8 protein-coding genes are annotated in these 18,758 nt (G+C 36.7%); 2 read left to right on the forward strand and 6 right to left on the reverse strand.

The window, feature by feature from the left end; translation table 11 throughout:
* The first annotated feature begins 63 nt into the window (after positions 1-63).
* Complete coding sequence (gene mgtA, locus G7050_RS00340) at positions 64-2,718, forward strand: magnesium-translocating P-type ATPase (protein WP_166109562.1); 2,655 nt, start codon at positions 64-66, stop codon at positions 2,716-2,718.
* Between the two features lie 152 nt (positions 2,719-2,870).
* Positions 2,871-4,133 carry a cation:proton antiporter gene (locus G7050_RS00345; RefSeq protein ID WP_166109564.1) on the forward strand — a complete coding sequence of 421 codons (1,263 nt, stop codon included), beginning with the start codon at positions 2,871-2,873 and terminating at the stop codon, positions 4,131-4,133.
* A gap of 15 nt (positions 4,134-4,148) precedes the next feature.
* Here G7050_RS00345 and G7050_RS00350 read toward each other — a convergent pair whose 3' ends face one another.
* The 6 genes from G7050_RS00350 to G7050_RS00375 form a co-directional block, all read right to left on the reverse strand.
* Positions 4,149-8,159: a two-component regulator propeller domain-containing protein gene (locus G7050_RS00350; RefSeq protein WP_166109566.1), complete on the reverse strand. Its 4,011-nt coding sequence runs from the start codon at positions 8,157-8,159 to the stop codon at positions 4,149-4,151.
* An 83-nt stretch (positions 8,160-8,242) separates the two neighbouring features.
* The gene (locus G7050_RS00355) at positions 8,243-9,199 is read right to left on the reverse strand and encodes a glycoside hydrolase family 43 protein (protein WP_166109568.1); all 957 of its coding nucleotides are present in this window, start codon (positions 9,197-9,199) and stop codon (positions 8,243-8,245) included.
* A 74-nt stretch (positions 9,200-9,273) separates the two neighbouring features.
* Complete coding sequence (locus G7050_RS00360; RefSeq protein ID WP_166109570.1) at positions 9,274-12,084, reverse strand: family 43 glycosylhydrolase; 2,811 nt, start codon at positions 12,082-12,084, stop codon at positions 9,274-9,276.
* Positions 12,085-12,189: 105 nt separating this feature from the next.
* Positions 12,190-13,752, reverse strand: coding sequence for a RagB/SusD family nutrient uptake outer membrane protein (locus G7050_RS00365; RefSeq protein ID WP_166109572.1), 1,563 nt, complete (start codon positions 13,750-13,752; stop codon positions 12,190-12,192).
* 30 nt (positions 13,753-13,782) lie between these two features.
* Positions 13,783-16,773 (reverse strand): TonB-dependent receptor, encoded by a 2,991-nt coding sequence (locus G7050_RS00370; RefSeq protein WP_166109574.1) that lies wholly within the window; start codon positions 16,771-16,773, stop codon positions 13,783-13,785.
* Positions 16,774-16,945: 172 nt separating this feature from the next.
* Positions 16,946-18,751, reverse strand: coding sequence for a glycoside hydrolase family 2 protein (locus tag G7050_RS00375; RefSeq protein ID WP_166109576.1), 1,806 nt, complete (start codon positions 18,749-18,751; stop codon positions 16,946-16,948).
* Between the last annotated feature and the right edge of the window lie 7 nt (positions 18,752-18,758).

Raw genomic sequence — 18,758 nt, forward strand, 5'->3', positions numbered from 1 at the left:
GCCTATCTCTACTTTTGTGCCACAATAAAGAGAATAGAGTATGATTTAAAAATCAGTTTGATCATGAAATTATTTAAATCCAAAAAGAAACGCAATATTGAATTCCAATTCAATAGCGAGAAACTTTTTTTAGCAGCCACACAAGACCCCAAGTATGTATATACTTTTCTGGAGTCTCGAAGAAAGGGGCTTTACGGTACGGAAGCTGCAGAAAGGATAAAAGAATTTGGAAAGAATGAGATAGTTAAGGAGAAAAGTAACCAATGGTTTATGTTACTCATCAAAGCTTTCATAAATCCGTTTATTGGAATTTTGATGTTTCTGGCATTGGTGTCTATTATAATAGATGTTATTCTGGCAAATCCTAACGAACGCGAGTGGATGACTGTAGTCATCATTACTACAATGGTTACATTGAGCGGAATATTAAGGTTTGTACAAGAATGGAAATCGAATAAGGCTAGCGAGGCTCTCAGGAAGATGGTAAACAATAAAGTTTCTGTTTTTCGGAAAGGAGCAGACACTATGATTGATATAAATATATCGGATCTTGTTCCGGGTGATGTTATCTTTCTGTCGGCCGGAGATATGATTCCTGCTGATATACGTATAACCGAAGCTAAGGATTTATTTGTGAGTCAATCGTCTCTTACAGGCGAATCGGATGCTGTTGAAAAAACTCCTACCCTCATTAAAGAGACTCATAAAACAGGCAGTGTTATCGAACTGAACAATATCTGTTTTATGGGCTCTAATGTCATTAGCGGTTCGGCTCGAGCAGTAGTGATAACTACCGGAAACAGAACTTATTTGGGAACAATCGCTCAAAACGTTGCAGGTAAACGATCGCAAACCAGTTTCGATAAAGGTATAAATAATGTGAGCCTTTTGCTTATTCGGTTTATGCTTATTATGGTTCCCTTTGTATTTTTCATTAACGGATTTACTAAAGGCGATTGGTTCGAGGCATTCTTGTTTGCCATATCGGTGGCTGTGGGTCTGACTCCCGAAATGCTGCCTATGATAGTAACCTCTAATCTGGCAAAGGGAGCCGTTAAAATGTCGAAACATAAAACCATTGTAAAGAACTTAAACTCTATACAAAGTTTCGGTGAAATGAATATACTTTGTACCGATAAGACAGGTACTCTAACCAAGGATAAAATTGTACTCGAACGTTACCTGAATGTACATGGTGAAGACGATGAGCGTGTATTGCGCCATGCTTATTTTAACAGCTTCTTTCAAACCGGATTGAAGAACTTGATGGATCAGGCAATTCTTTCGCACTCCAAAGAACTAGGTTTCCAAAATTTGGGTAGAGAATATAAAAAAGTAGATGAAATTCCCTTCGACTTCAATCGCCGCCGAATGTCTGTTGTTGTCGAAGATAAAGATGCTAAACGACAAATTATAACTAAAGGGGCAATAGAAGAAATAGTATCGATCTGTCGGTTTGCCGAATTCGACGGGGTACCGACTCTTATAACAAATGAGATCAGAAGAAACTTGTTAAATACAAGTATCGAACTGAATAAAAAAGGGATGCGTGTATTAGGTGTAGCTCAAAAGAGCTGGGTCGAAAAAAGTCATTTGTTTGATGCTGAAGACGAATCGGATATGGTATTGATCGGGTATTTAGCATTCCTTGATCCGCCCAAACCATCGGCAGCTACGGCGATAAAGGCTTTGGATGAACATGGGGTTGCAGTAAAGGTTCTTTCGGGAGATAACGAATTGGTTACAAAAACTGTTTGCGAACAAGTAGGTATTGATACTACCCACATACTGCTAGGGCATCAGATTGAGAAAATGAGCGAAGAACAACTGGAACAAGAAGTTGGCAGAACTACCATATTTGCAAAACTAACTCCTCTACAAAAGTCACGCATTGTAACTATCCTTCAAAATCAAGGTAATACTGTAGGGTTTCTGGGAGACGGAATAAATGATGCGGCAGCTCTTCGTCAAGCTGATATAGGTATATCGGTAGATACAGCAGTAGATATAGCCAAAGAATCAGCTGATATTATTTTACTTGAAAAAGATTTGATGGTATTGGAGAAAGGGGTTATCGAAGGACGTAAAATATTTGGCAATATAACCAAATACATCAAAATGACTGCCAGTTCTAATTTCGGAAATATGTTCAGCGTATTGGTAGCCAGTGCTTTTTTGCCCTTCTTGCCTATGTTGCCTATTCATATACTGATCCAGAACCTACTCTATGATATTTCTCAGACAACGATTCCTTTCGATAGTGTAGACAAAGAATATGTACAAAAGCCTCGTAAATGGGATGCTAGTGATTTGAAACGCTTCATGATGCATATAGGACCTATCAGCTCGATATTCGACATTGCAACTTATCTGGTAATGTGGTATGTATTTAAGTGTACAATGCCCGACAATCAGGCACTTTTCCAATCAGGCTGGTTTATCGAAGGACTTTTATCTCAAACTCTTATTGTACATATGATACGTACACGCAAGATACCATTTATCCAAAGCAGGGCATCACTTCCTGTTATGATAACTACTTTTTCGGTTATGATTATTGGTATTATTATTCCATTCTCAGGATTTGGGGCTTCCATAGGATTAGTACCATTACCCTGGTCTTACTTCCCTTGGTTGATCGGAATATTATTAGGTTATTGTTTCTTGACACAAATGGTGAAGAATTGGTATGTGAAACGTTTTCATAGGTGGTTATAAATTTAGCCTTCCGATTAACAAATATAAAGAGAGCTTTTTCAGGCTCTCTTTATATTTTGACATACTCCGTTTAATAAATTAATTTTCCTCTGTTATTTATGAACATTGTGCAGTATATCAGTGTTTAATCATTTAATATAAAAAAGCATCTGATGGAAATAACTCTTATATTTACCGGTGCACTTATCTTTTTTTCGCTAATATTTAACGCTCTCTTTGAGAAGACAAGAATACCGAATGTACTCTTTCTCCTCTTTGTGGGTTTACTTATAGGTCCCGTTTTCAACCTTGTCAGTCCTGATGATTTAGGCAGATTAGGTAAAGTCTTCACGACTATTACTCTTATTGTTATACTCTATGAAAGCGGAACACGGCTTCACTTAGGAGGAATAGGTAAAGCTATTGGTCCGGCAAGTCTACTTACTATTTTCAATTTTCTAATACCTGTTGCTGTAGGAATGGCAATCGGCTATTGGTGGATCGGATTAGAATTGCTTCCAAGTGCTTTTATGGGAGCAACTGTGGGTAGTATTTCTACTCCGATTATATTACCAATGCTAAAACAATTGAAGCTCGGAAAAAAAGCAGAAAGTGTAGTCTTTCTGGAGTGTGCGTTGAGTGATATTGTATGCTTGGTAGGAGCTTTGGCATTGTTAGATGCAATGGAAAGCGGTTCATTTAGTATTTCTTATACTATAAAATATATGGCTATTTCTTTACTCTTTGCAACTACTATAGGCGCTGTTGTCGGATATTTCTGGACGAGCATACGCCGATTAGTAGTAACAAAACTCAAAAATAGCATGTTCAGTTCTTTTGCTTTAGCGTTTATTATATATGGGGTTTGTGAGCTTATAGGGGTTAATGGGGGGATGGCTGTATTATCATTCGGATTTGTTTTAGGCAATATAGATGAACTTTCGAATGCTCTCGACAAAAGAATTCCGGATAAGAACTTTATCAAACGTAGAAAACCGATGTTATTGATGGAAGATGAAAAGAATTTCTATTCGGAGATTGTATTTATTTTCAAAACTTTCTTTTTCGTATATATCGGTATGAGTATCAGATTATCCGAATATGCTCATATCATTATGGGAATTATATTTATCGTAATCATGTTTATTGTCCGCATACCATCCATTCTTTTATTCTGCAGAAACGGTTATTCTGCGAGAGATAAACGAATAATGAGCATTCTTAATCCAAAAGGATTGGTATCTGCCGTACTGGCATCACTTCCATTACAGCTGGCCGTAACGGAAGAGCAAATACGCACGGGCGAAGTAATTCAGAATATAGGCTATGCCAGTGTGATGTTCAGCATTATTATTTTCAGTTTATTAATCTTTCTTGTTGAGAAATTTGACAAGAAACCTAATTCTAATACAGAACCAAGCACGATTGAAAATTAATATCCATACAGTTACTTAGTCTCCTTTAGTTTTGGTATAATCTTTAGGTAAAATTTCAAATTGCTTATAAAAACATTTTGTGAAATAGGAGGGTGAATTAAATCCAACCATATAGCAGACTTCATTTACATGTGCAACGTCTTCTTTGAGTAAACGGGCTGCTTTTTTCAAGCGTTCGAGACGCAAAAATTCATTCGGACTAACACCCACAATTCCTTTGATTTTCCGATAGAAACTTGATCGGCTCATAAAAAAAGTATCAGCCATGTCGTCTATACTAAAATTAGGACTACTCAGGTTCGATTGAATTATTTCGTTTAATTTGGCTAGAAATTCTTCGTCAGGTTTTGTTATCGCCATTGTATCTGCTGCAACAAATGGCGATTTAGTAAAGGCTTCTCTTACTTTTTCTCTGTTCTGCAATAAATTTGCAACACTAGCCAAAAGATATTCATTCGAAAATGGCTTTTCGATATAAGCATCTGCACCTGTGTCCATTGCCTCGATCTTCGATTGCAAATTGGTTTTAGCTGTAAGCAATATAATAGGGACATGACTATAATTCAAGTCCGATTTTATAGCTCTACATAATTCGAAACCATCCATTTGCGGCATCATTATATCACTAATAATAAGGTTAACCGAGACATTGTCAAGAATCTCTAATGCTTTGACTCCATTCTCGGCAGTAATAACCTCATAATCATTAGACAATACTCTGCTTACAAACAAAAGCATTTCGTGATTGTCTTCAACAAGCAATATGGATGGCAAATCACTCTTTACTCTATCGACCTTAGGATGAGCATGAACCGAAGAATTACCTGTAACTGTTGATCCTCCTGATATTTGAATCGTATTTTCTTGATGAACAGGAAGCGTCAGGTAAAAACTATTTATATTTAATTGTTCATCCATATATAACCGCCCTTTATGCAATTCGGCTAAAGATCTTGATAATGCTAAACCAATACCTGTTCCGACAGTGGTTTTCTGTGATTCGTTCTTGTTATATCTGACAAAAGGTTTAAAAATTTCTTCTCGCATCTCTTTAGGAACAACAGGCCCGTCATTCATAATATTAATATGAAAAACATCATCTTCGTCTTTATCAATTACAAGTGAGATATGTACATAAGTTTCCGAATATTTAAGTGCATTATTAAACAGATTACTTAATATCTTGGTAAATGCTTCTTTATCTACATGTGCAAAAAAATCATCCTGAGGAATATTTAGTTTAAAATCAAGCTCTTTCTGCTTTTCCAAAGGAATAAACCGTATAGATGTTTCTCTTAATATCTCCGAAATATTACATTCCACGAAATTCATATTAAGCCCTTGTATTTCTGTCTTTCTAAAATCAAGGAGCTGATTGGTAAGATTAAGCAAACGTGAAGTATTTTTACTCATGATATCGAGGTCCAGACTTGTTTCCTCATCCATATTTCCTTTCTTTATGATATTATCAAGAGGACCTTTTATCAGGGTCAAGGGTGTACGTATTTCGTGTGCTACATTGGTAAAGAATTCAATTTTTGTATTATATAACTCTCTCTCTTTTTTCTGGTTAAACAAATTAAGTAAACGGCGTTGTTTTTCATTATTACGTCTTTTTATATATCTTATAAATAAGAAAACAGATACAATAATAATGAGCAGATAAAGAATATATGCCCAAATAGATAAATAAAACGGAGGGAGTATTTTTATATACAGCTGAGTTTCTTTATTATTCCATATACCATCGCTATTCGATCCACGTACTTTAAAGATGTAGTCTCCATGCCCGATATTTGAATAGGTAATCAACGAACTTTCTGTAACAGGAAGCCACTCTTTGTCAAATCCTTCCAATTTATACATCAGCTTATTCATTTCGGGTGCTTGGTAACTCATGGCTGCAATACGCAGCGAGAAAGAATTTTGCTTGGAGGTCAGTTCTATAGAATCTGAAAATGTGATACTCTTTTTGAGAGGAGAATCGGGTTTTCCTACCTCCACTTTTTTATTGAATAATAAAAAATCGGTTATTACAACAGGCGGAATATATTTGTTTTCGGAAAAAGAATTCGGGTTAAATGATATAAGCCCATCCGTACTGCCAAATAGCATAGTGCCATCATCTGTTTTAAAGCCCGACTTATAATTAAACTGATTGCTTAACAACCCATTGGCTACTGTAAAAACACGTATTGATTTATCTTCGGGATTGAATTTTACAAGCCCGTTATTGGTCGTTATCCAGAATAGCCCGTTATCATCTTCCAATATTTGAAAAACAACATCATTGGGCATTCCATTATGCGAATTGTATTGTATAAATGTTTCTTTTTCAGGATCAAATTGACAAAATCCACGCCCTTGAGTTGTTAGCCAGATTCGTTTTTTACTATCTTCAAAAATACTCAGTACTTTATTATAGGGAAGACTACTTTCATCTTTCTCATTATGCGTATAATGCGTCCATTTATTTCTGTTTATATCGTACCTGAAAGCTCCATTAACATAAGTGGCTAACCATAGATTACCTTTTGAATCTTCTTTTATGTCATAAACAAATATATCTTTTAGTTCGGGAATCTCGGTAAACTCATTGGTGCTCTTGTTATAACGTAACAGTCCGAATAATGTACCTAAATATATGTCGCCCGTACGTGTCTTGCAGATGGTAAATACACTGTTATCATTCAGTGAGTTTTTATTATCTCCCTTGAAATAAGATCTTACTATCTGACTTTGTGAATTAATAACCCTTACTCCTTTCGAAAAGGTTCCTACCCACAAGTTATCGCCGTCCATACATAAGCCATGTACATTGGTGAAGTCTTTACTCGGAGCAAAAAACTCGAAAACATTTGTCTTTGTATTGAAATTATATAAACCGTTGTCTTCCGTACCTATCCACAATGTTCCATTGGTACTCTCACATATTTCCCGAACACGGCGTCCCTGCAAATCAGTATTTCTACCCGTGGGATAATACTTTTTGAAATAGGTGTACTGCTTAGGTAAATAATTAATACCGTCAAAATAAGTACCTATCCACAGTCCTTCTTCCCTATCAACAAACAAACTATACACAGCGTTATCCGATAAAGAGTAAGTGTCATAAGCCGAGCTACGAAGATGTGTGCTTTTGTCCGTTTTAAAATTATAGATATAGATTCCTGATTCTGTTCCGATCCACAATTCATTATCCAGATAAGGAACAAAATCCCTCACAAATACAAGTTCTTCTGACTTATCGGATAAAGATAAATTCCGAATTTTGTGAGTTGATAGGTCTACCTCTTTCATCCCGCTTTTTTCGGAACCAACATATAAACAATTATAAGGTCCGAGATAAGTCTTCGAGATAACCTCATCCATGAAAAGATCTTTCCCGTTTTCACCTTTTAAAGAGTGTAAAGTCTTTAGATTATCCTTAGAGAAAAATAAACCTCCTTCATAAAAGGAAACCCATATTGTTCCTGTTTTATCGATATTAAAGCTTCTGATATTGCTTTTTTTCAATTGATAATTGGTAAAACTTTGTGTCTGTGAATTGTAACAATACAGCCCTTGCATTTCGGCTACAATCCAGATATTACCTTCTTTATCTCCCGATATTATTGTCACCGTTTTCTCTACGACACTTCCATCGGTAGCTTTTAATGTAAAGGGTTTGAAAATTTCTTCTTTCGGATAATAAATATAAATTCCGGCATCTGTACCTACCCATATATTGTCTTCACTATCTTCAAATAAGGTTGTGACAAAACTATTTCCTAAACTATTTTCCTTTTTGGGAGTATACTTAAATATCTGGAAAGACTGACCATCGAACCGATTGAGTCCATCCTTGGTCCCAAACCACATAAAACCTTTACGATCTTGTATAATGGCATTGACTGTATTTTGAGATAAGCCATGTGTGATATTTAGTCTTTTAAAATAGTAGTTATCCTTGTTTTGAAAAGAGTAGCTTTTATTATAAAAACCACTTAACAAAATAAGTATAAGAAGCACAGCTGTTTTTTTCATATCGGTTATTCGAAAGATTCTGATATAGGGCAGATCTGCGTATCTGCCCTTACAAATCACAATATAGTAATAAATGTTCTACGTCACTTGTTTAGTGTGGGTATACTATATTCAGGGTTGATTTTCATTTTATCAATACCATTTTCATTCTGAAAATATACATCACTTATATACATCGCTCTGGGATGAATATTGTTTTTATTGCGATGTGCATGAAATACAATACGTAAATTACCCTCTTTATCTTTAAATGTAGCACTATGCCCTACCCCAACTAAGTCGCCCGGCTTTTGAAGCAATGGATTCTCGTCATATTTTGTCCACTCCCCCATAATATTATCGGTGGTAGCACAACCAACTCCATAGAAAGGGCTTTCGTAGCTATTTGCAGAATAAGTCATATAATACAAACCGTTTCTTTTGATTACAAACGGACCTTCGTTTACCCTGGGCCATACTTCTTCCCACGATTGTGAAACATGTATACAAGGATGCATGGTTTCTTCTTTTATAGATAACAAATCATCTGTCAGTTCAGCCACCCAGATATTTAGTCCGTCATTAAACCGGTCGAAAAACAGGTAAGCCTTGCCATCATCATCTATAAATAATGAGTTATCTATTGCTTTTTCACCCAGTAACATAGGTTTCTTATTCTCTTGTTTAAAAGGTCCTAAAGGATAATCGGACACTGCTACAGCAATATGTTCATCTGCCGAAAAATACATATAGAACTTACCGTTTACATAGTATACTTCGGGTGCCCAGAACCAGCGGTTTGCCCAAGTATCGTTTTTGTGCAAAGCTAACTTGTTTTCTTTCTTCCATTTATTCAGGTCGTCTGAAGTATAAACTTCGATACCATTCTCCGCATTGGTTCCGTATGCATAATAAGTATTGTTATACAACAATATAAATGGATCACCCAGAGGAACTAAAGTTGTTTTAGGTTCTTCTATTGGCACATCTGCTTGAGTAGTCTGACATCCGGTGATAAACAGAGCAATAATGCAAAATAATAAAAAATTATATCTATTCATTTGATTCTATTTTTTTATCTTAAGATATAAGAGAGTCTGGTATTTATATTTAGCCTCTCATATATGTAACTTTGTTATTCGGGAATATGATATCTCATTATTCCATTGTAGATTGGTAACCAATTTTCTGAAAACAAACCTACCTGAGCAGGTGTTGCTGAAGTTTTTACACGACAGACCTCTTTTCCATCTACAAAAATGAGTAAGGTATCTTTCAGCTTCACACATCTTAGGTTGTATGAATCTTTGAACTGCTCTTTTACGCGTATTTTGTACAGATAAGAGTTCAGATCGGTAGCATCCTTATTAATAAAGCGTAAACCCTCAGTTTTTACTTTGTCGAAAGACATTTCATTATATGCAGGATGTTCAGCTATTCCAATTTTTGTATTTGTAAAAGGATACCACTCTCCATCTTTAAGGTATTCGGCAGATACTTTATCAAACATATTATCTAAAAAACTATTTTCATCATAAAAAGCCTTTCTGTTTAATCGAATTGCCTCTATCCATGTAGGGGTTGCAAATGAATATCCTTTTTCAATGAAGTCGGAGTATTTAATATCTGCATAATGAGTTTGCCATTTATCAAGAGCATAGTCGTTTTGTAGTACGATTTTACCCTTAACAACTCTTGTTACAATGAGCTTTTGCCGATTGTAATCAAATACAGCTTTTACATAATTATCCTTATCAATAAAGACGGGATATATACCTGCCGTTCCCTTATCCGAAGAATTGGTTATTTGTGTCGAAAATTCATATTGAGAAAGAAAATCTCCTTTAAAAACCTGAAATCTATTATCTAAAACTTCCAGTCCTTTTTCTGAAACAGTATATTTACCCAAAGCCTTTTCTCCTGATTGTGAATCTTTCCATGAACCGATATTACTATCAAATTCATCCCATCCGATTGTATATATTAATCCATCGAAAGATGATTTACCATTGGCCGAAAACAAACCGGGAACTCCTCTATCCGATATATTTGTTTTAATAATCGATAATTGTGGTGCAGGAATTTCATCTATATTTATCGAGAAGATTTGGCTATTTCGTTGTACTATAATAGTATGATATACACCAAACTTAAAATCAGCCGGTAGCAAATACGATTTTGTATCTATTGCTCCATTTGTATTTATTTGATAATACCAGCTCTTAGTCGAAGAATCGAGTCCTACTTTCAGCCAGTTGTCTTTATCTTTCCACCATGCAATTACTCCTGCTTTATCTGTTATATTTATGCCTGCTTCGAAATAATAATCAGTTGCTTCAAAATTCTTCTCTAATACAGCAGTTTGTGGTATTTGTTCATTAGAAATGAATTCTCCATTCGTAACAATCCATTCTTTATCAGAAAATAGCCATTTGTTTTTTGACTGCTTATCATCATCAAATGTATCACCATAGGTAGGTTTTGTCGGTTCAGGAAAATAACCTTCGGTATTTGAACTTGTTATGCCATCGGAGTGCATTGTTTTATCAAAAAAATGTATTCGATTGACATATTGGCTACGGATTTCTTTATTCTTATTCGCCATATAAATCAGCCACCATTCGAAGCCATTCAACCCTCGCAGAATATTAGGTTGTCCGGGTGAAAAAAGAATGTCATCTGCTTTATCTCTTTTCATATCAAAGAGTGAAACATTTACATAGTTCTCTTTGCCTGATTTGCTTTCAATAGCCAGACAATTATCTCCGTCTTTTAAGGCAGACTTTTCTTTTTCTGATAAATTTATCATCTTATAATCAACTTCCGACTTATCATATATAAGATGACCATTCAAGTATATTTTTGTATCACCATCGTGAGTTACACGCAATGCCAGATTACCTATATCAGATTTGTTTGCTGTAAATGATTTTCTTAAATAAATCGTTTCAGTATTCCATTCTGTGCCTTGTTTACGGACAGTAGAACCTTCTATTTTCTCAGAAGCAAAACCGCCTATTCCCTTTTGCCATGCAGAATCGTTGAACGAAGGAGATTTCCAATCACCTTGAGGAAGCGTAGTTGTGTAAGAAAAAAGAGGATTATATGTTTTGTTGAATTGAAGCAAATCGACATACTCCTCATCTACTTTAGTTTGATTAGACAACAATAATGGATACGGGTACTTTGTTCCGTGATTAAACGAAGTGGGCGAATCGGCTTCGGCTACTCCCAATTGGTAATTACCCCATTCGGTAGCCGTATGATTGGCATTATACATCATATAATAGCGGTTGCGGTATTTCATTACCCAAGGTCCTTCGGCGACACGATTGTCCATTGTTTCCCATGTTTGGGGTAAGGACGCAAACTGATAAACAGGAGCTCCGCTAAATGTAGACGGGTCTTTCATCGGGCGAACCCAAATTGTATTGCCATCCGTAAAGCGAACCATATACATATATAGTTTTCCATCATCGTCTTTGAATACTTTCGGATCAATCCGGTTATCCATCCAAGTACTTTTTACAGGCTCTATATATGGACCCAAAATATCATTAGCTTCGGCATGTGCAATGTGTACGATGTGTTTATCTTTTCCCCAATAATTGACTGACCAATACAAATGGAATTTACCATTCAGATAGAGCATATCGTTTGCATGAATCTGATCGTTTCCTGCTCCTGTTCCCGTTGTCCAATCATTATTCATATCCAATACATGAACAGGACCAGTCCACTTCACCAAATCATCGGATATGTAATAGCTTCCATCAGTGAAAACTCCACCGATATAATATTTTCCATTGTATTTTATAACACCTGCATCGGCAACATGTGGTAAAACCGGATTTTGAATGTTTTGTGAAAAAAGCGAACTGATTTCGACAAAAGATAAGAGAGTAATTAATAGTATGCGTTGTTTAATTAGTTCATATTTCTTCATAACTCTGCTTTTGTTTTTAAGATTAATAAACCTGATAACAAACAGCTATCAGGTTTATCGAATCTATTTTGAAAAGAATTAAGGTCTCAGACCTTTTTATATTGCTTAATAATTAGCATTTTGAGTCAATTGACCTTCACTGTTATCAACCTCTATCTGAGGAATAGGTAAGCGGTTGTGTTTTCCTATCACAAAATTATTGAAGTCTTCATCACGACTCTTAAGCTCTGTCAATCCTGCCTGATTATCCAGCAATCCCCAACGTTTAAGGTCAGCCCATCTCCATCCTTCGAAGCAAAGTTCAAGTGATCTTTCCATTTGCAAACGTTTCATAAAGCTTTCTTTCGAATTAAGAGAACTTGCATATATACTGTTTACGAGTTTAGAAAGTCCTACTCTGGTTCTTACTTTGTCTACATACACTGCCGCCTGAGTTGTGCTTCCTCCTGTTTCCACAATACATTCGGCATAGTTAAGAAGAATATCGGCATAACGCATAAGTCTATAGTTATTCGGTGCAAAGTAATCTTCTTTGTCTCGGAAATAAGCAGTATTGTATTTACGGATATAACAAGAGCTGCCCCACCCTTTTTCGTCCCATTGGGTAGTTGCATTTACCGAATAATACATTGGATTACCCTTTGGGAAATCTTTTATAAAATCACGATAAAGAACACTGTTATATAATCGAAGATCATTAGCACCATCGGTACGTTTTTCTTTCAGGAACTCGTCAACCAACCATCTTCTGGCTTTTCCATCTGCCCAACCAATACCTTCGGGTGCATAAAATTGTGTACGCTGAAATCCTGTTGCCATACTGGCATCATTTCCTGTTCCACCTTTATTAGTATCATCAAATTGAATTTCGAATATGCCTTCTTTATTATTCTCATCCAAGTGAGTAAAGTTATTTACCCAATTATCAATCAGACCATATAGAGAGCCTTCTTTATTGATAAGCCATTCGAATTCGGTCTTTGCCAAATCATATTTTTTTTGTTGTAAATAAGATTTTCCGAGTAGTGCTTTTGCTGCTCCAAATGTTGCTCTTCCGACATTAGCTTCATCCCATTTTTCAGGTAAAGCATTGTCGGTAATTGCCGATTTCAAATCGGCTTCTATCTGAGCCCATATTTGTTCTTGACTCGATTCTACAGGCACATAATTGGCATCTGTAGGTTCTAAAATAAGAGGGCCTTTTTCCCACAAAAGATTAATTTGAAAATACCACAATGCACGCAAAAAGTGAGCTTGTCCTAATATGCGGGCTTTCTTCTCGGCATCCATATCTATATTGGGTACGTATTTCAAGACTTGATTACAGCGGAAAATAGCCATATAGAAATGCTCCCAATGTACATTATTTCCTTCGTAGAAGTTATAATCAGTATATGAGAATTTTGTCCAGTTGGCAAGGTCTACCCATGGGGAGTTACTGACTCCTTCATCCGAAGTCAAATCGTATCTAAAAGAGAGCCAACGCATCCATGTTCCTTCTTTATAAAAAGCACTGTAGCATGCATTTATTCCTGTCTGGGCGTCATCTGCTGTTTTCCAAAAGGTAACCGTAGTACCTTGGTTTGGATTATCTATGTCTAAAAGACTTGAGTCACATGCTGTTAATCCCAGCATGGCTCCAATTAGTAATATATATAATTTTTTCATCTTGGTATTATTTATAAAATGACACAATATTTAAAATGTAAGATCGAGTCCAAACATAACCGAAGGCAAATTAGGGAACGCAAAGTTGTCTGTTCCTCTATCCCATACATCGTTGTTGATAAATTCGGGATCTAATCCGCTATACTTAGTAAAGGTTATCAAATTGCTACCGGTTGCATATACACGAAGTGCTTCTATACCCAGATTTTTTATAAATTTCTTATCGAAAGTATATCCCATTTGAATATATTTTAGACGGAAGAACGATCCATTTTCTAAATACCTGTCACTATCGTACACATTACGTGAATCTCCGTAAATAATGCGTGGAGTATTTGAATTCGGGTTGATTTGATAAGGCTCTTCTCCTTTTTTGAAATTCAAATAACTCGAATTATCGGCGAAGTAAGTTCCCTGCCATTTAGGTACATTGTATATATCGTTCCCGAATTGACCGTACCACATAAACGAGAAGTCGAAATTCTTCCAGTTACTTGTATAGGTCAAAGCCAATTGAACTTTTGCCCAAGGATTACCCACTATTTGACGGTCGTTGGCTGTTATCGATCCATTATCGTCGGTGTCTACATAAATAACATCTCCCAGCTGAGGTCTTTTATCTCCAATAAGGATAGGTGTTCCGTTTGATGTTACATAATTATCAATCTGCTCTTGTGTCTTAAATATTCCTGCTGTTTTATATAAGTAATACATAGAAAGCGGTTGACCTATCTCCGATTTTGTTTTTCCCGAATAATAAACATCTTTACCATAGCCTAGGTCCAAGACTTTGTTACTAAGCGTAGTTAAGTTGGCTACTATTCCATAATTAAAATCACCGACTTTGTCTTTCCAATTAGCCGTAAACTCAAATCCTCTGTTTCGCAAGCTAGCTGCATTTGCTAAAGGTGCCCCTTCCTGATTACCTGTTGATATGGCAATAGGCATAGAGGTTAGTACATCTCTGGAGATCGCATTATAATATTCTGCACTTAAAGCAAAACGTCCGTCCAAGAAACCTGCATCAAAGCCAACATTTACGGTTTCTTTAGTTTCCCATTTCAAATTCGAATTGACAATCTTAACCTGAGAAGCTCCCGAAACTAATTGCCCTCCAATTACAGTAACCATACTTTGATTAATTGTTCCTAAATAATCCCAACTACCAATAGCGGCATTACCTAAGCGACCCCAGTTTCCACGAAGTTTTAAATCGCTAATCCATGGTATATTAAAAAACTCCTCTTGGGATATTCTCCATGCTCCCGATATGGATGGGAAGTTGCCCCAACGATTATCTTTTGATAAACGTGATGTACCGTCTCTACGAATAGTACCGGTCAGATAATATTTGCCGTCATAGATATAATTAAATCTACCCAGATATGAAATCATCGAATTTTTATTGATTCCATTAAAATTTTGTTGATTGGTTTGTCCTGCATTCAATACGGTCAGATAACTTCCTCCTACCAATGGGAAGTTAAGACGCGAACCTCCTACGTTCTCCCAACTATAATTTTGATAGGTAAGCCCTGCCAAAGCATCAATATGGTGTTTTCCAAAATCTTTATTGAAATTTAAGGTATTCTCAACGAGTCTATTGTATGTATTGGCTCTTTCTTTAAGACCTTCGGGATCACGATGCTCTTGATTACGCTTCCAATTACCTTCGCCTCTGAACCATGATTTTTCCCAGAAATAATAATCGATACCTGCATTCAGTTTATAAGAAAGGTAAGGAAGCGGTTTAAATTCTAACCAAGCTGCTCCATTTAATCTATGCTGAATTTCTCTCTGACGCTCCAAATTTTCACGGGCGATAGGATTTACTCCAAATGTATTTGCATTGGCATCTCCATATCCGTATCCTCCGGGATTATTTTCATCGTAAACAGGAATGGTAGGAAGCATTCTCATCACATCATTGTAAGGATTTGTTTGTAAAGGATCTTTATCCGTAGCCGAAAATGCAAGGCTTTCGCCGAAAGAAAAGAAACCTTTCTTTCCGTCTGTGTTTACCCTGAAGCTATATCTATCAAAACTATTTCCATAAGAAACTCCTTTTTGATTGAAATAACCGCCCGATACATAATAACCGCCATATTCGCCTCCACCTGATAACGAGACATTATAATCTTGAACCACTCCGGTTCTGAATACTTCATCTTGCCAATTGGTGTCATAATCGGAATGTTGTTGCAAACCACCTTTCCAGCTTCCGTTAGCAATACCTTCAGTATATGCCAGATCGTTGTATTTCTTATAATTGGCTGCATCCATCAAATCGTAACGGGGTGTCCACTCTAAAGTTGCTTTTGCATTGATTCCGACTTTCATAGGTCCGGATCTTCCCTTTTTAGTAGTCACAATGATAACTCCATTAGCAGCACGCGAACCATAAATGGCTGCCGAGGAAGCATCTTTCAATACTTGAATTGTTTCGATATCGGCAGGGTTAAAATCTACTCCGGGATTCATAATCATACCGTCTACAATCCAAAGGGGACTACGGTCACTCAATGTTCCTACCCCTCTAATCTCTATAGCTGCATCTTCACCTGCCCTACCTGTAGTACGAACGTTTACTCCTGTAGCCAATCCCTGCATCTGACTGGCAATAGTTCCGGCAACACTTTTCCGCATTTCTTTGGTATCTACCACCGACACGGCTCCTGTGAGGTCTGCTTTCCGGATCGTTTGATATCCGATAACAACTACTTCATCTAAATCTTCCGCATTTTCTTTTAAGATAATATTGAGAGGCATACCATTATAGACTGCCTCTTGAGTGGTAAGACCAAGAAAAGAAAAAATAAGGGTTTGCCCTTTTTCTCCCGACAGACCGAATTTTCCATCCATATCAGTCACTGTTCCGGTCGTAGTTCCTTTGATCTTTACATAAACACCGATGAGGGGGGTGTTTTCTACGTCTACCACCTTTCCGGTAATGTTCACATTCTGAGCACAAACGGCCAGTGTAAACATACTTAGCATAAGAATTAATAATTTTTTCATCATCTGATTAGATTTTATTAGATAAACAAAGGGTACTCACTGCCCATATTATATGGGTAGCAAATCATAATTAAAATAGAAATTAAGATTAGGTCTAAGACCTATTTTTCTTCAGTGCAGAGGTAGCCTATCGCTTTCATTAATCAGACATATAGGCTCCCCATCTGCAAACTCACTAATCTAAAGAATTACATATTTCTTGGTTAACTTTTCGAGTGCGTGCTTCTTCTAATTTAATAACCTTACGGTCATAAGTCATCAATCCATTTACTTCTCCTTCAACATCTGTTGTTTGAGTATAAACAGCTGCTGAGAAACCTGCCTTAATTAATTTTTTGAGAATTTCTGCGTATTTGACATATTCGTCGGTTACTTCTTTCGAATTCTTGAATTGTACATATCCCCAGTTTTTATCAGGCTGCCATAAATGACCTTCGAGTGGAAGTCCTATACCTCCATATTCACCTAATACGGTTGGTCTTTCGGCATCGTACAAATAAAGCTCCGGTCCCGGATAGTTATGTAAATCGAGCATATCGCCAGTGCGGTAGTGATTACCTCCACTTGCAGGATTTACCAAACGTGAAGGGTCATAATTTTTAGTCCATTCGGCAGTTTCAACTGTTTTGAACTGTCCCCAAGCCTCATTAAATGGAACCCATGTTACGATAGACGGGTATGAAACAAGATAATCCATTATATCTTTCCATTCTTTATAATAGTTCGCTTCCGATTCACCTGAACGGATCAATTCACTTCCATTAAAATACTGACGGTTTTGCCATTGTGGTGATTTATCTCCATTGGGCATATCCTGCCAAACAAGTATTCCCAATCGGTCGCAATGTGTATACCAACGGGCAGGCTCTACTTTTACGTGTTTGCGGATCATATTGAATCCGAAGTCTTTTGTTTTTTGGATATCATACACCAAAGCCTCATCTGTGGGTGCAGTATATAATCCGTCGGGCCACCAACCTTGATCGAGTGGTCCAAACTGGAAATAATCTTTGTTATTCAATTGAATACGTACAATACCCTGATCGTCTCTTTTGGTCGAAATTTTACGCATCGCAGCATAACTGTTCACTTTATCCACCAATTGTCCGTTGCTATACAAGTTTATTTCAAGATCGTACAAGAAAGGTGATTCGGGTGACCACAATTTGGCATCAGCAAGTGGAATATTCAATTGCTGTCCTGCTGATCCTTTTGCTTTTGCAACTACAGTTGAACCATCCTTCACTACAACTTCTACAATATCCGCAGGAGTTGTTTTTTCTGATGAAACATCTACTGATAGTTTTTTGGTATCGATATTGGGAACTGTTTTGATAGTAGATATATGTTTTGCATTTACAGGCTCCAACCAAACTGTTTGCCAAATGCCCGAAACAGGCGTGTACCAGATACCTTCGGGTTTAGAATTCTGTTTGCCTACAGGTTGATACCCCTCGGTTGTAGGATCTGATACTTTAACTACCAATTTTTGATTTCCAGATGTTAAGAAAGGAGTTATATCAAACGAGAAAGGAGTATAACCACCTGTGTGGCTTCCGATTTTAATATCGTTTAGATATACTTCGGTTTTCCAATCTACTGCACCAAAATGTAACAGGATGGTTTTATTTTTCCAGTTCGCAGGAACGGTAAATGAGCGTTTATACCAAAGTTCGTTATCTTTTCCGAGTTCTTTCTGAACTCCCGAAAGGCTCGATTCTAGGGCAAATGGAACAAGTATATTTCCATCGTATTTTTGAGGCTCATTTTGCCCCGCAGGTAATATGGCGTATTCCCACAATCCATTCAGATTAGTCCAATCCTGACGCTCCATTATAGGGCGTGGATATTCGGGTAATACATTATTTACATCGATGGTCTCAGACCATTTCGTCTTTATTTTGTCTCCCATCGGTTTCCACTGTGCAAAAACCCCGATGCAAGAGATCATCATTGAGAGTAATAAAAAATTTCTTTTCATGGTTATC

Origin of the sequence: Dysgonomonas sp. HDW5A, assembly GCF_011299555.1 — a bacterium.
Taxonomy (GTDB): domain Bacteria; phylum Bacteroidota; class Bacteroidia; order Bacteroidales; family Dysgonomonadaceae; genus Dysgonomonas_A.

Bases quoted from the DNA above. Each gene is read 5' to 3' on its own strand.
- mgtA (WP_166109562.1), top strand. From the start codon at position 64: ATGAAATTATTTAAATCCAAAAAGAAACGCAATATTGAATTCCAATTC.
- G7050_RS00345 (WP_166109564.1), top strand. From the start codon at position 2,871: ATGGAAATAACTCTTATATTTACCGGTGCACTTATCTTTTTTTCGCTA.
- G7050_RS00370 (WP_166109574.1), bottom strand. From the start codon at position 16,773: ATGATGAAAAAATTATTAATTCTTATGCTAAGTATGTTTACACTGGCC.
- G7050_RS00365 (WP_166109572.1), bottom strand. From the start codon at position 13,752: ATGAAAAAATTATATATATTACTAATTGGAGCCATGCTGGGATTAACA.
- G7050_RS00360 (WP_166109570.1), bottom strand. From the start codon at position 12,084: ATGAAGAAATATGAACTAATTAAACAACGCATACTATTAATTACTCTC.
- G7050_RS00350 (WP_166109566.1), bottom strand. From the start codon at position 8,159: ATGAAAAAAACAGCTGTGCTTCTTATACTTATTTTGTTAAGTGGTTTT.
- G7050_RS00375 (WP_166109576.1), bottom strand. From the start codon at position 18,751: ATGAAAAGAAATTTTTTATTACTCTCAATGATGATCTCTTGCATCGGG.
- G7050_RS00355 (WP_166109568.1), bottom strand. From the start codon at position 9,199: ATGAATAGATATAATTTTTTATTATTTTGCATTATTGCTCTGTTTATC.